The sequence below is a fragment of the Vibrio sp. Vb0937 genome, from assembly GCF_033338855.1.
In genome coordinates this window covers 252,852-267,830 of record NZ_JAWOTK010000003.1, presented here as the reverse complement: position 1 = coordinate 267,830, position 14,979 = coordinate 252,852, and the positions used below count along the sequence as shown (strand labels likewise).

The window sequence follows — 14,979 nt, the reverse complement described above, 5'->3', positions numbered from 1 at the left end:
ATCGACAACACATGGCAAAACTTAATTAGCTGATTCACTCTCTGTTCATCTATATCCGATATACTGCGGCTAACGCTCCAGAAAAGGTTTGACTATGTATAAAGCAACGACTTCTCTACATTCTGCGTTACTTTTCGGCCTTATCACGACATTCATGTCTGCACCAAGTTTTGCCAAGCATGGCAACGAGTACACATCACAAAATGGCCACGCCATCGTGCAAGATGTCGAAAAGCCAGGAACACGCATCGAATTCGATGAAGATCAAGATGAGGTCTATCGCGCGGTTCAACAAGGATATATACGACCATTTTCGGAACTTTACGCCGCAGTAGAAAACGACCTATACGGCCGCATCATCAAGGTCGAGCTTGAAGAAGATGATGATGCTTGGGTGTATGAATTGAAAATTCTGTACAACAATAGCGTCCTAAAAGTTGAGTACGACGCCGCCACGCTGGAAATGCTTGAGATCAAAGGTCGCAGCTTTAACAAAGCGTTAAAGCCGCAAAACAACTAAACTTGTCTAATACGTAATCCAGACGCGATGCGAAGCTTACTTCGATAAAAATCCAAACATAATAAGAATCATCAATATGAAAATACTTGTTGTTGAAGATGATCCTCGTTTAGGCGAGCAAATCATCGAAACATTAGAAAGTACCGGCTGGGTACCAGAATTGTCCCAAGATGGCATAGACGCTCTGTATCGCGCGACTTCGGAAGAATGGGACGCCATTGTTCTTGACCTCGGCTTGCCAAAACTGGATGGTCTTACCGTCCTAAAAGGCATCAGAGATGAAAACATTAATACTCCTGTCGTGATTCTAAGCGCTCGCGACACCCTAACGCAGCGAGTTGAAGGCTTAAACGCAGGTGCAGACGATTACCTAACTAAACCATTTGAAATGGTTGAGCTTATCGCTCGTATTCGTGCACAGCTTCGAAGAGCCTCTGGTAATGCCTCTCCTGTGATGCAAATTGGCGACTTGAGCTTGGATACACGCACTTCTAAAGTCATGTGGCAAGGGCAAGCGGTAAGCTTGACGGCGCTAGAGTATAAAGTGGTCGCTTACTTTATGCATAACCCGGAAAAAGTGATTTCTCGAACCGAACTCGTCGAGCACATTTACAAACAAGACTTTGCTCGTGACTCCAACACAATCGAAGTTTTTATCGGCCGAATTCGCAAAAAAATCGCCCCAAAGATCATCAAAACTGTCCGAGGGTTGGGATACCAATTAAATGCCGAATAGAAACAGGCTACCGTTGAACGCAATAAAACGACTGAGTATCAAAAGTCGCCTCGTTTTAGCGGCGATCGTTTGGTTAACGGCAATGATCCTCGCCGCTGGTGTGACGATACCGACGCAGGTCTACAACTATATGGTTGATGACACTCGCTCACAGCTCAGCATTTTTATGGATGAAGTCGCAGCACAGTTAGAAGTCGATAACACCGGGCATCTTTCACTCGCAGCTCAGCTATCAGATCCTCGATTTAATCGACCTTACAGTGGTTTGTATTGGAGCGCCTCTACAGAGGCAAGCCTCGAACGTTCTCGTTCTTTGTGGGACAAAAAAATCGAATACAAAGGTTTGGATAAAGATGCGTATGGAGCAAGAGGCGAAAAACTAATTACGCTAGAAAAAGCGCTGTATCTTCCTGATTACGATGGTCCTATTCACATTATTATTGGTATTGACGAAGAGCCCATTAAAAATACCCTTCAGACGTTAATCGGCCAACTTTGGCTTATTTTGGGTTTATTATTCGCGGGCGTGCTTACCGTCATTTTACTGCAAATTGCTTGGTCATTGAGTCCGCTTACAAAGCTACAAAAAGAATTAGCCGAGCTGAAGTCTGGTAATAAAAAGAGTCTAGAAGAAACCTACCCAAAAGAGATTTCTCCTCTAATCTTCGACCTCAACGCTCTGCTGTTCCATTACCAAGAATTACTAGAGAGAGCTCGCAATCATGCAGGTAACCTATCTCATGCACTTAAAACGCCACTTTCTGTTCTAAAAAATGAAGTTCAGACGTTAGAACCTGAGGCACAATCCCGTCTCAGAGCTCCAATCAATCAAATACAAGACCATATCGATTACCATTTGGGTCGTGCCCGTATGGCCGGATCGATGAACATATTATCAGTGAAGTCGAACCCAGCAGATCGTGTGGATGCTATCTCAATGGCGTTTGATAAAGTGTATGCGAGCCGAAGCATTACCTTAATTAATGAACTTGATTCAGAGCTGAATGTAGCAGTAGAGCAGACCGATCTCGATGAAATGCTAGGTAACTTGCTAGAAAATGGCTATAAGTGGGCCAACAGCATGATTCGTGTGCACTCCTCTCAGGATAAGGAAAATATACACATCATTATTGAAGATGATGGGCCAGGCATCCCTAAAGAGAAACTGAGTCAAGTAATCAAGAGAGGAGTTAGATTGGATGAAACAACCCCTGGCTCAGGTCTTGGTCTAAACATAGTCAGTGAAATGGCACACAGTTACCGAGGTCAATTAACATTGGATACAAGCGCTTTAGGTGGATTAAAAGCATCTTTAGTCTTACATCTCAGCCGAACATAAAGCATATAACACATAAACTTTGTTTTTCGGACCATGATCAGTAAACCGATGAAAATGAAGTCGATGTGAACAAAATCCAAGCAAAGCGTTAAAAGGGATAGCCTTCCACCCCGCTAAATCATACCTTTTTGTTGATTTGGATACGATTTGGGTTGCCCATTTATAAGTGGAATGATAGTATCCGCGCTCGCTTGAACAGTTCCTGTTTCAAGCTTTACCACGAACAACAAGGTCGCATTGTTGATTGTGAACATTTGATTTTTACTAATTTGAGAGTAAATACTATGAAATTCGAAGCAGTAGTACGTACTGAACTAGGTAAAGGTGCGAGCCGCCGCCTACGTCACGCTGGCAAATTCCCTGCAGTTGTATACGGCGGTGAAGAAGCAGCAGTAGCTATCGTTCTTAACCACGACGACATCGTAAACCAAATGGACAAGCCTGAATTCTACGAAGGCATCGTTCTAGTTATCGATGGCAAAGAAGTTAAAGTTAAGCCACAAGACGTTCAACGTCACGCGTTCAAGCCAAAAGTTGAACACATGGACTTCATCCGTATCTAATTCCCTACCAAGGAATTAATCGGATTAAATCCAAACCTTTTGCATAAAAGATAATCGGACTTACCAACCGAGACATCTAAAAAATTTCAAAACCCCGGAGTCTTACCACCTCCGGGGTTTTACTATATTTGGCATATAGCATTTGATTTATGAGCGGGCAATATACTTCACTAAAGTGAGATCGGTCAGCGTCATACTCTCAATCACTTCCGACTCTTCCTCTCCAGTACGCACAAAACCACACTTCTTGTAAAAGTTAAGTCCCTGTTGATTAGTATCCAGTGCTTTCAAACTGATCTGCATAACTGACGTAGAGAGCAAACGTGTCTCTAACTCATCTAACAGTGCACTTCCTGCTCCTTGCCCATAATGTAGCGGCGTAACGTAGCAACATGTCACTAATGCCGTTTTATCTTCGCTGGTGTGGTTAGGTAACTCGTAACTTAAAAAGCCAACAATTTCTCCTTGCCTCTCAACTACGATCAATTGGGCCAGTTGCTCCGTCATCACTCGTGCCCACATCCTTTCTCGACGCTCAATCGTAAACTGCTCTATGTAGCTCTTTGGCATTAATCCTTTATACGCCACCTGCCAAGAATCAACGTGTATCTTGGCGATTTGGGCTGCTTCCTTTTTGAGTGCGTCCCTTACTGTGTATCTCATAAGCATCCTTTATTAGCGTTCACCACTTACAAATTCTTTTAACCCTACCCTTTAAACCAAAGCTCAAAGATAACGGCTACAGTCGCAACGCTTTACATTAATCCATTTCATTTTCATTAATTAAATGATAGTTCACATCATAATATTCGAAGAAGAACGATCCATTATTTACTTTTCATTTTGACTCATTAGGTTGAATCTATTTGTTTAAACACTCGAGTGTCAAATGCGGAATAAGCACGATAAGGTATCGGATGAGGATAAATAAACGATGCTTAAAGCATAAGGTTTCTAAACGATCGCAATTATAGTAAAGAGATAAATACAATTTTTGATAGAGTTTGGCAGAATAAAGCCATGATCAAATGAGTTTAAGCTCTGTGCTGTTCATTATGCATACAAACCGCCACCCCTCATCATCAGAGCGAAAATTTATAACGATTTGTGTCATACCTATTAGGAAAAACATAAACTTGGCAAAATAATCACCAAAATCAGCGTAATACTTCGTAAAAATGCGCATTGATTCACACAAACAACACACATTCAATTAACTACCTCACAAAAAATAGAGCTAGCGATATAAAATAAATACTAAATACCAATTCTGTTTATTTATAGACGTAGTTTGCAGGCTTATTAATTCATTTCTCCGATAGAAGTATAAATAAGAGATAGATCACTAAAGTTTCACATTAATTCCGTATATTTCACGCCGTAACAATAACAAAATCACAAAGAAAGGATCCCTTATGAAGTTTTCCAAATCTCTTTTGGTAGTGGCAGTGGGCGCTGCGCTAGCAGGATGCGGCTCAGACAGCGACAATTCTCCAGTAACCTGCGAGACTGCAGATTCTTGTACCAAGTTCACCGTTCTCCACACTAACGATAACCATGGTCGCTTTTGGCATAACAGCGACGGCGAATACGGCATGGCTGCGCGTCACACTTTAATCGAATCTATCCGCGCAGAAGTCGAAGCAAAAGGCGGTGAAACCATTCTGCTATCTGGCGGTGATATTAATACCGGTGTACCAGAATCAGACATGCAAGATGCGGTTCCAGACTTCGTAGGGATGAACCTACTTGGTTACGATGCAATGGCTGTCGGTAACCACGAATTTGATAACTCACTAGATATTCTCGATATGCAAGCCGAGCTAGCTGACTTCCCTATGCTGGCTGCGAATATCTATAAAAAAGATACAAACGAGCGTTACTTCGACCCTTACAAAGTATTTACTATCAACGGCCTTAAGATCGCTGTTATTGGTCTAACAACGCAAGACACTGCGAAGCTAGTCAATCCAGACAACGTATCAAACATCCACTTCGAAGACCCTCAAGTAGAAATCAAAAAGGTACTGAAGGAAATCGAAGAGAACGAAAAGGTAGACCTAGTATTTGCAACAACGCACATGGGTCACTACGAAGATGGCAAAAACGGTAGTGAAGCACCAGGTGACGTTAAACTCGCTCGCTCTCTTGAAGAAGGACAGCTAAACGCTATCATCGGTGGTCACTCACAAAACCCTGTATGTATGGAACCAGGTACCAATGAGTATGCTGATTTCAAACCTGGGGATGATTGTGCCCCAGACCAACAAAAAGGCACTTGGATTATGCAAGCGCATGAGTGGGGTAAATATGTGGGTCGTGCTGACTTCGAATACTACGACGGCAAGCTTCACTTAGCGAACTACGCACTGATTCCTGTAAACCTTCTAGACGAAAATGATGAAGTTATCGGTGAACGAATTCAACAAGATGCAACGGTAAAAGCATTACTACTGCCATACCAACAACAAGGTCAAGAGTTATTAGATGAGAAGATTTCTAATACGACGGGTAAGTTAGAAGGTGATCGTAACGTAGTTCGCTCTCAACAAACTAACCTAGGTCACCTACTCGGCGAGGCATACCGTACTTACAAAACGGTAAATGCTGACTTTGGTGTGATGAACTCTGGCGGCGTGCGTGATTCAATCCAAGATGGTGATATCACTTACCGTGACGTACTAACGGTTCAGCCATTTGGTAACTTCGTGACTAAAGCAACTATGACAGGTAAAGAAGTTAAAGAATACCTAGACGTGGTTGCGACGAAATCTGCAGGCTCTGGTGCTTACGCTCAACTAGATAACATCACTTTAGATGTAAATTGTGATGCTGGCTCAGTAACCATTACCGATATTAACAATAAAGGCTTCGATCTAGACGCAACGTACACATTCTCTGTAATCAGCTTCAGTGCTGCTGGTGGCGATAACTATCCAATCATCGATGTTCAATCTACACAGCTAACCGATGCATACGTTTTGCGCGAGTTCTTCGTAAACAACCCACAAATCTCTGCGGATAACTACAACAAGAACTTAGAGAACATCAAGTACTTCAGTAATGGCCAACCAGTAAAAGGCTGTCCTGCATCTGGTAGCTAATACTAAACACCTTCCCCCTGGCACTAAGAGCTTTTACAAGCAATTTCGTCAGGGCTTTCCTCAAAACCGAAGCTTTGTGCTTCGGTTTTTTATTTTCGATAAATTACTGAAAACTCTCCACCTTCACAATATGTTCAAAAATTGTTCATTTGTGTTATTGACGCCCCTGTGTTGGGCTTCTATGTTTGATAAGGTCTTTTAAATATGCAGGTTCATCGGCTAAATTTCGCGAAACATTTTTAATCGCATAGTCAATGATTCTGAGAAAGATGTGAATGGCGTTACAAACACTGCTCTCAAACAATTTGTCTTTGGACTTCAAACGATGGTGATGTGCCTCCACGCGCACACTAATGAGCAGCGATCTGGACGTCAATGTGTTCAAACTGCTGCCATCGAGTTCTGGAGGTCAAAAATGAAACGAGCCAGCAATAGCTACAGACTCCAAATGATCAAAGAAGTAGTTACCCGTAGAGAGCGTGAAGCTTGTACGGATCCTATGGCGAGATACATTCATCAACTGATGGATGAACGCCCAACAAGTAAATTAGATGTTGAATTCAATCATCGATTTTCAGGAAATCACTTCGACGAACAAGCGGGAGGCTGGGTTAGCGACCGTTGGTCGATGAAATAACGCCAATTACCGCTTTATAGGGAAAATGGATAGGAGATTCCCGGTTCTTAAAGGACACCTTGCCGGACCGGGAATATGTAAAAGCCTAATCAGAACCGAAAGCGAAGGCGTAACCCCACAGACTGAACAAGAACTCTAGAATAAGTCTTGTTGAGGCGATGACTCATCTTGAAGCTGTTCTGGCTTCGTCTTCCCTGCCAACATCTTTCTTCTGTACCTTTGACGACACAACTTAATAACGTGCAACTGCTGAGCGGGGGTTAAGTTAAGCCAATTAAACCTTTCCTCTCTCTTTCTCATACACCCCTTGCAATACCCTTTTTCATCGGAGGTACATACTCCAACACAAGGGCTTGGGACAGTAAAAAACTCCAGTTGCTCCATACTAAAACCGCTCTTTCCATATTAGGGCGTATTGGCCTAGTTTAAATAATGAGAAGATTAGTCAGCAACAAAACTTGCTATATACTTCGTTATGTCAAAAACATACGAAACCATAACCTTATGCTGACAAAAACAGTGTTTTATTACTTATACTTACCGCGTTTATAAAAACGGAGTCTATAAAATGAAGCTTAGCCTAAAAACGTTAGTTACAGCAATCTCTCTCCCTGTTCTTATGACTGCTTGTGCTAGCAACGGTGATGATGTGAAAGAAATAACGGCTCAAGATTTGCAGCACCACAACTGGGAACTTGTTCAAGTTGATGGCAAAAATATCGTTCTAGACGAACACCAAAAAGCGGCTCGCCTAGAAATCGGTGAAAATCTAACCGCAAACGGCAACGCAGGTTGTAACAACTTCTTCGGTCAAGCCGAGCTGAAAAACAACCAACTACGCATCGAAAAAATGGGCATGACCATGAAGATGTGTATGGAAGATCAAATGAAGATCGAAAACGCAATGACACAAACACTATCTAACTGGAGCGATATCACGCTAACTAAAGATGGTCTTGTTCTGAAAAGTGCCGATCACGAATTGACGTTTACACTACGTGACTGGGTAAACTAATCCCAACTAAGTAAACCAGATAGTATCTTAAAGCAGCCAAACGGCTGCTTTTTTTACATCGATGAATCGTTAGTCATGCATGCTAAAGCCATTTAAATGGCCAACTTTCTTTCTCTTTTCGCCCTCAATTCCATGCTTTAGACATCAATTTTGCTCTGTAAAACAACCTATTCATATCTCTGGGGACAATAATTTTCAATTACTTGAAAGAATATCCTCAAACAAACGGTCCGCTCCTAAAATGACACCAAATTTGTCCTTTCTTCGTTTTGCTTCACATTGAGAGTAATTCTTTGAATCAATGAGTGATTCCGTTTGGGATTGGCATTGATAATAGAGAGAGATGAATTACTATCCTTGTAACAGAGCGGAACGACTTGCGAAAACGTCAATAGAAACGAAAGCAAGAACCAAAAGACATAACACGGAATAGATATGAAAAAGCTACTCAGCAGCATTGGCATTTTAGCCACGACTTTTGCGATACCTTCTTTTGCCGATTCATCAGTGAATAGTGAATGGCAAAAAATCGAACAGCAAGCCGACGGGCAATCCGTCTACTTTCATGCTTGGGGCGGGAGCCAAGAAATTAATCGCTACATACAGTGGGCGAGTAGAGAGCTAAAATCACGTTATAACGTGACGCTAAACCACGTTAAAGTAACTGATATTTCTGAGACCACTACTCGACTTATCGCAGAAAAAGCGGCAGGCAAAAACAGCGGTGGTAGTGTTGATATGGTTTGGATCAATGGCGAAAACTTCAAATCAATGAAGGATAACCAATTGCTATTTGGTCCTTTTGTCGAAGGTTTGCCAAGCTGGCAATATGTGGATAAATCTCTACCAATTGATGTGGACTTCTCCGAGCCAACAGAAGGTCTAGAAGCACCTTGGGGAGTAGGACAATTAGTGTTTATCCATGACGAGCAAACCCTCCATAACCCTCCAAAATCATTCGCAGAAATGCTGAGCTATGCAAAAGCGTTCCCGAATCGCCTGACTTACCCTCGACCACCAGAGTTTCATGGCACAAGCTTTATCAAAGCGTTACTCATTGAACTGTCTAACAACGCCCCTGAGCTGCAACAACCAGCTACCGATGACACGTTTGAGCAAGTCACTCAACCGCTGTGGTCTTATCTAGATGAGTTCCATAAAGTCGCTTGGCGCGGTGGTAAGCAGTTTCCAGGCGGTACAGCAGAAACCCTTCAGCTACTAGATGATGGTCAGACTGACCTGGCGATTACCTTTAACCCGAACGCGGTTTTCTCTGCGCAGTCGAGCGGTAATCTTGCAGAGAGCACCAAAGCGTACGCAATGGACGCAGGAGCACTCTCAAATATCCACTTTTTAGCGATTCCTTGGAACACAAATGCCAGTGCTGGTGCACAAGTTGCGATAAACTTTTTATTGAGCCCTGAAGCACAGTCTCGCAAAGGTAACCTAAACATCTGGGGCGACCCTTCGGTACTAAGCAACCAATACCTAACTGGACTAAGCAACCAATACCTAACTGGTTCGGCCAAAAACACTCAACAATTCAAATCTATCGCTGAGCCACATCCAAGTTGGCAAGCGGCGTTAGAAAAAGAATGGTTGAAACGCTACGGGAATTAGTAAGAATCCATGTTAAGAGCGCTGTATTTAGTCATTATCGCAGTTTGTATTTTGCCTACCATTCCGGGACTATTTGGAGTGGTGGTCTCTGCGCTCGGTTATGTACCTCCTATCGGTCTACACCACTTTTCTTTTGATGGCTTCAATGCCGTCTTTGATTGGGAAGGTGTTTGGACATCCATCGGGCTTACTTTCTACTCCGCCATTTTCAGTAGCTACTTGGCTTGCTTCATCACGTTTGCCATTCTACAGGCGTCTTGGGGCAGCAAGTTTTGGCGAAAAATTGAAGTTAGCCTTTCCCCACTTCTCGCTATGCCGCACGTCGCGTTTGCCATTGGCTTTGCGTTCTTATTTGCCCCTACGGGTATGGGCGTTCGTGTTCTCAACCAACTGTTTGGTTACGACCCGAATGCACAAACGGTGAATGACTTAGCATTGCTGATTAAAGACCCACATGCACTCGGTTTGGTCATCATGCTTGCGATTAAAGAAGTGCCGTTTTTATTGTTGATGAGTATTCCGATCCTTCAGCAATTGAAAGTCGATAAGGTTGAAAAAGTCAGTCACTCGATGGGCTACAGTTCCGCGCAAACGTGGTGGAAATGCGTATTTCCGCAATGGTTAGCAAAACTTCGTTTCCCAATGCTGGCGGTATTGGCTTACAGTTTGTCCGTTGTCGATGTCGCCCTGATTATTGGCCCTACCAACCCACCGACGTTCGCGGTTTTGGTATGGCAATGGTTTAACGATCCAGATTTATCGCTCCTACCAAGAGCTGCCGCTGGCGCAGTAATACTGTTTGCGATCGCTAGCGTTTTGATTGGATTTGCACGCTTAATGGAATGGTGTATTACCAAAGGCTTCAAACGCTGGCAGTACTCTGGTCGAAACGGGTTTCGTTTACCCGGTAAAACCCTATTTTCACTGATTGCTCTACTTGCACTTCTAATGATTCCACTCATGGTGCTGTGGAGCTTTGCCCAACGTTGGCGCTTTCCAGATTTGCTCCCAAGCCGTTACAGCCTGCGTTTTTGGGAATACGAATGGCACAGTATTCTAGGGACTCTAGAACAAAGTATGTCAATCGCCCTGATCAGCGCGGCTGTCGCGCTAGTTCTTGCTTTAATAGCACATGAGTATCGTCTCCGTTATCGCTGGCAGGTGCCCGGTTACATCATCGCCATCCCGATGCTGATTCCTCAGCTATCCGTGCTATTCGGTATGCAAGTGGTAACACTGTACTTAAACAGTAACGCGTATTTCTTTTGGGTATGCTGGGCGCATGTATTCTTTGCGTTCCCATTTATTTACCTCTCGCTAGACGGTCCGTGGCGCAGCTTCGACAATGGGTTAACTCGTGTCGCTCTCAGCTTGGGTAAATCACCGATGCAAGCTTGGTTAAAAGTGAAACTACCAATCCTCCTGCCTGCGATTGCATTCGCATGGGCTATCGGTATTAGCGTAAGTCTGGCGCAATACCTACCGACATTGGTGCTAGGGGCTGGGCGCATTAGCACCATCACAACCGAAGCCGTTGCACTATCCAGTGGTTTTGACCGACGTGTCACCGCTATTTACGCTATTTGGCAAGCTCTGCTGCCATTCTTGTTCTTCTCTTTTGCGATACTGCTTAGCCACTTGCACAGGAAGTATCGCCGCTTGTCTATAAAAGGTTTACTACTGAATGAGTCTTTGTCTCGAAAACCTCGCCATCCGTAAAACCAATGGCGACGCGCTTTTCTCGGCGTTCAATATGACCGTAGAAAAAGGTGAAATCGTTACCCTGATGGGGCCTAGCGGTTGTGGTAAATCCACTTTGTTGGATGCCATTGCCGGGCACCTATCCGCCGAGTTCAACTACTCTGGATCCATTACGCTTGATAACGAAAAGTTGGATGCCCTCCCTGCCCATAAGCGTCAGGTCGGTATTCTGTTCCAAGAAGATTTGCTCTTCCCTCATTTAACGGTGTGGGAGAACCTTGCCTTCGCGCTACCAAACTCAATCAAAGGTGAAGAGCGTAAAGCTCACGCCATGCAAGCACTGAAGAACATTTCATTGACCAAACTAGCAGAGTCCTTTCCTGACCAAATTTCGGGAGGGCAACGCGCCCGTATCTCATTGACTCGTATGCTGCTAGCAAAGCCGAAAGTTGCGCTACTTGATGAGCCCTATAGCAAGTTGGATAAAGACCTGCGTGTACAATTTCGCAATTGGGTGGTCGAACAATTGCAGCAAGCGAACATCCCTACTTTGATGGTAACGCACGATGAAGATGATATTCCTGATGGCAGCCGCTGCCTAAACTGGCCGTGGGAGACAAATCATGCTTGATAGCCTGAGTATAAAGCTCATCCGCAAACCGCTGGCACTCAGTGCGACATATATCGATAAATGTGGCATCACCGCAAATCAGACGACAGTATTTGGTTTTGTGCTTGGCTGTTTTGCCCTGCCGGCTTTGATCACCGAACAGTACTTGTTGGCGTTGCTGTTTATTTTGCTGAACAGAATCTGTGATGGGTTAGACGGTGCACTGGCAAGGATTCAAGGCATTACCGATGCGGGTGGCTTTCTTGATATCAGCTTAGATTTTTTGTTCTATTCGTTGATTCCTTTTGGCTTTGTGCTTGCCAACCCAGAGCACAATGCCGTTGCAGGCGCATTTTTGATTTTTTCCTTCATCGGCACTGGTAGCAGCTTTTTGGCTTTTGCCATCATGGCAGGAAAACAAGGCATCGATAATCCGGTATATAAAAACAAATCGCTTTACTACATGAGCGGCTTAACCGAAGGTACAGAAACCATTGGCTGCTTGGTTTTATTTTGTTTGCTACCGCAACACTTTGCCGTCATCGCGTATATCTTTGGCGCGGCATGCTGGTTTACTACTTTTACACGTATTTATTCAGGGTTTCATACGCTTAACGATCATTAATACTGCTTAGACAATCGCGTTTCCTTAAGGGACAGGCCGCTAAGCCACTGTTTTATAAAGCACCAAAACGCAGGTTAAATTGGGGTATATACTCTTTGAATGAAGAAACCATTCGGAGGCTATATGAAAAAACAGATCAATTTAGGCATGTTGCTCACCATTACTTGTGCGCTCGTGCTTGGCGGCTGTAGCTCACCTAACCCGTACGGAGATGCATACGGCTCATCCGACACTCGCAAAGTTCAGCAGGTTTACTACGGCACAGTAGAAAAAGTAGAACCCGTAACCATTGATGCCTCTACCCAATCCAATGCCATTGGCACCATCGCTGGTGCTGCCGTGGGCGGGATCTTAGGCTCAAAAGTTGGGGGCGGTTCTGGCTCGGATATCGCTGCCATTGGTGGTGGTCTATTGGGTGGCTATGCAGGCAGCAAAGCGGCTGAAGCAACCGCGAAAAGAAATGGCGTGAATCTGACCATTCGTTTAGAGGACGGAAAGATTATCTCTATTGTTCAAGAAGCAAATCCAAACATGATTTTCCAACCAGGCCAAGCGGTCCAAATCAATGTTTCTGGTAATGACGCCAGAGTCGTTCCTCGTTAATTCGGACGAACCAAACCTTTGGCCTGCTTTAATTCAAACACCTAACCCGCGCAAGCTTACATCACTGGCTTGTTAACTTGCGCGTTTCTTTTCGTATCAAACTTGATCGTCGTCAATGGAACATCAATCTCCCACACCTTTCGATGTTCAAATGACATCAAGTTGCTAGCATGAGCCCATTCCAGATAACTTTGGGCTTGTTATGACTCCGACTGTTGACCACGTACTCCTTAATATCGCGCTAAACCTCAGCTCAAATCGCTCTCACGAGCAGCAATATCAAAATCTCATTGATGGGGTCGCGCAAGTATTCCCATGTGATGCGAGCTGCCTGTTTATCTTCGATGAGGATGGGTTTCTAACTCCTGTCGCGGTAAAAGGCTTATCCAGCTCGGTCTTAGGTCGTCGCTATTTCCCCAAAGCGCACCCTCGCTTAGATGCCATTATTCATAGCCGTGAACCGGTGCGTTTCGATGCCGATTGTTCACTGCCGGATCCTTTCGACGGCACACTATTAACTGAAGACCAATGCATTGATGTTCACGATTGCATGGGCTTTAGCTTGTATGTCGAAGGCCAACTTGTTGGCGCACTAACGATGGATGCACTAACGGTGGGCGCGTTTGATGGCATCGATCCTGTCGCTATCGAAACCTTTGCGGCTTTGACCGCTGCGACATTGCGTAACATTGCGCAATTAAAAGCGCTCAAAGCGCAAAACCAGAAGCAAAAAAGCGTCACTCAAACCCTTATCCAGCAAGCCCGTTCTCAACATGGCGAAATGGTGGGTTTTAGTCCACAGGTCAACCAGTTACGAAACAACATTGCGACTGTTGCTCAATCAGATTACGCAGTACTTATCACAGGAGAGACCGGTACTGGTAAAGAACTGGTCGCGCACTCGGTACACGCGCAATCTCATCGTAGCGATAAGCCGATGATTTACGTCAACTGTGCGGCCCTGCCTGAAGGTCTGGCTGAGAGTGAACTGTTTGGCCATGTCAAAGGCGCATTTACAGGTGCTAATAGCCACCGTGCCGGTAAGTTTGAACTGGCAGACGGTGGAACGATTTTCCTTGATGAAGTGGGCGAACTGCCTATGATTTTGCAAGCAAAATTGCTGCGCGTAATTCAGCAAGGCGAGCTGCAACGTGTGGGTAGCGATCAGCATTTGATGGTCAATGTGCGCATCATCGCCGCGACCAATCGACAATTAGAAAAAGAGGTCGAAGCTGGCACGTTTCGAGCAGACCTTTTCCACCGTTTAAACGTATTCCCAATCCAAGTTCCCCCACTTCGTGCCCGTGACGGTGATATTCCCGTTTTAGCCGGATATCTGTTAGAAAAGGTACGCCAACAATTTAATGCGCCCAATCTTCACGTTCACCCTAAAGTGTTGACTCAACTGGAGTCTTTACCTTGGTACGGAAACGTACGCGAGCTCGAACACACTTTAACTCGCGCGGCTTTACACGCCATTCAACAAGGTGCAAGCACGATCATGCTTAACCATTTTGACACCTCACTGGCTCTCGATGATGTAAAAAACACATCGCATTATCTGCCTAAAGAAAGCCAACCAATGCGAGAGCTAATAGAAAGCTATCAACGTGATTTAATTGAACATGCTTTGAGCCAAACTGGTGGCGTTTGGGCAAAAGCAGCGGAGTTTTTACAAATGGATCGCGGGAACTTATATCGGATGGGTAAAAAGCTCGGGATCAATAAATAACCAACCACAAGAAGCCGATGTAATTAAGACATCAACCCCGTTGTCTTAATTACATCAACCACTCTCCTAAATCTGATAAAATTCAATACAAATCAACAAGATAACAATTGGCACACATTCTGCTCTCTAGTGGTCAACATCACGACTATTAAAACAATCACTGGAGAACCCAAT

General features: G+C 44.3%; 15 protein-coding genes. 13 read left to right on the top strand and 2 right to left on the bottom strand.

Going from position 1 to position 14,979, the window contains the following annotated elements; genetic code table 11:
* The first annotated feature begins 94 nt into the window (after positions 1–94).
* The 4 genes from R7P67_RS08100 to rplY all read left to right on the top strand — a co-directional run bounded on the left by R7P67_RS08100 (position 95) and on the right by rplY (position 3,158).
* Positions 95–520, top strand: a complete 426-nt coding sequence (locus R7P67_RS08100) for a PepSY domain-containing protein (protein WP_167415138.1) — start codon at positions 95–97, stop codon at positions 518–520.
* A gap of 76 nt (positions 521–596) precedes the next feature.
* Positions 597–1,256, top strand: coding sequence for a response regulator transcription factor (locus R7P67_RS08095; RefSeq protein WP_318085933.1), 660 nt, complete (start codon positions 597–599; stop codon positions 1,254–1,256).
* Complete coding sequence (locus R7P67_RS08090) at positions 1,246–2,595, top strand: ATP-binding protein (protein ID WP_005378071.1); 1,350 nt, start codon at positions 1,246–1,248, stop codon at positions 2,593–2,595. Before R7P67_RS08095 ends, R7P67_RS08090 begins: the two co-directional genes overlap by 11 nt.
* A gap of 284 nt (positions 2,596–2,879) precedes the next feature.
* Positions 2,880–3,158, top strand: a complete 279-nt coding sequence (rplY, locus tag R7P67_RS08085) for a 50S ribosomal protein L25 (protein WP_005378066.1) — start codon at positions 2,880–2,882, stop codon at positions 3,156–3,158.
* A gap of 147 nt (positions 3,159–3,305) precedes the next feature.
* Here the strand turns inward: rplY and R7P67_RS08080 are convergent, their stop codons facing one another.
* Positions 3,306–3,821, bottom strand: a complete 516-nt coding sequence (locus R7P67_RS08080) for a GNAT family N-acetyltransferase (RefSeq protein WP_017634886.1) — start codon at positions 3,819–3,821, stop codon at positions 3,306–3,308.
* 752 nt (positions 3,822–4,573) lie between these two features.
* On the opposite strand from R7P67_RS08080, the gene ushA reads away from it, so the two are divergent.
* Complete coding sequence (ushA, locus tag R7P67_RS08075) at positions 4,574–6,262, top strand: bifunctional UDP-sugar hydrolase/5'-nucleotidase UshA (RefSeq protein WP_017634888.1); 1,689 nt, start codon at positions 4,574–4,576, stop codon at positions 6,260–6,262.
* A 415-nt stretch (positions 6,263–6,677) separates the two neighbouring features.
* Positions 6,678–6,899: a hypothetical protein gene (locus R7P67_RS08070; RefSeq protein WP_005386686.1), complete on the top strand. Its 222-nt coding sequence runs from the start codon at positions 6,678–6,680 to the stop codon at positions 6,897–6,899.
* Between the two features lie 135 nt (positions 6,900–7,034).
* On the opposite strand, the gene R7P67_RS08065 is transcribed toward R7P67_RS08070, so the two are convergent.
* A complete protein-coding gene (locus tag R7P67_RS08065) occupies positions 7,035–7,283 on the bottom strand; it encodes a DUF1289 domain-containing protein (RefSeq protein ID WP_005378062.1) in 249 nt (82 codons plus the stop codon).
* A gap of 184 nt (positions 7,284–7,467) precedes the next feature.
* On the opposite strand from R7P67_RS08065, the gene R7P67_RS08060 reads away from it, so the two are divergent.
* The 7 genes from R7P67_RS08060 (at position 7,468) to norR (ending at position 14,805) form a co-directional block, all read left to right on the top strand.
* Complete coding sequence (locus tag R7P67_RS08060) at positions 7,468–7,914, top strand: META domain-containing protein (protein WP_005378077.1); 447 nt, start codon at positions 7,468–7,470, stop codon at positions 7,912–7,914.
* A gap of 435 nt (positions 7,915–8,349) precedes the next feature.
* Entirely contained in the window at positions 8,350–9,534 is a 1,185-nt protein-coding gene (locus tag R7P67_RS08055) for an ABC transporter substrate-binding protein (protein WP_318085932.1), read from the top strand.
* A gap of 9 nt (positions 9,535–9,543) precedes the next feature.
* Positions 9,544–11,253, top strand: coding sequence for an ABC transporter permease (locus R7P67_RS08050; protein ID WP_262652497.1), 1,710 nt, complete (start codon positions 9,544–9,546; stop codon positions 11,251–11,253).
* A complete protein-coding gene (locus R7P67_RS08045; protein WP_042522013.1) occupies positions 11,219–11,866 on the top strand; it encodes an ATP-binding cassette domain-containing protein in 648 nt (215 codons plus the stop codon). The genes R7P67_RS08050 and R7P67_RS08045 overlap by 35 nt, the downstream gene beginning before the upstream one ends.
* Positions 11,859–12,470 carry a CDP-alcohol phosphatidyltransferase family protein gene (locus tag R7P67_RS08040; RefSeq protein WP_047100743.1) on the top strand — a complete coding sequence of 204 codons (612 nt, stop codon included), beginning with the start codon at positions 11,859–11,861 and terminating at the stop codon, positions 12,468–12,470. The genes R7P67_RS08045 and R7P67_RS08040 overlap by 8 nt, the downstream gene beginning before the upstream one ends.
* Before the next feature lie 123 nt (positions 12,471–12,593).
* Positions 12,594–13,073, top strand: a complete 480-nt coding sequence (locus R7P67_RS08035; protein WP_005386695.1) for a glycine zipper 2TM domain-containing protein — start codon at positions 12,594–12,596, stop codon at positions 13,071–13,073.
* Between the two features lie 202 nt (positions 13,074–13,275).
* Complete coding sequence (gene norR, locus R7P67_RS08030; protein WP_213898142.1) at positions 13,276–14,805, top strand: nitric oxide reductase transcriptional regulator NorR; 1,530 nt, start codon at positions 13,276–13,278, stop codon at positions 14,803–14,805.
* Positions 14,806–14,979: the final 174 nt, after the last annotated feature.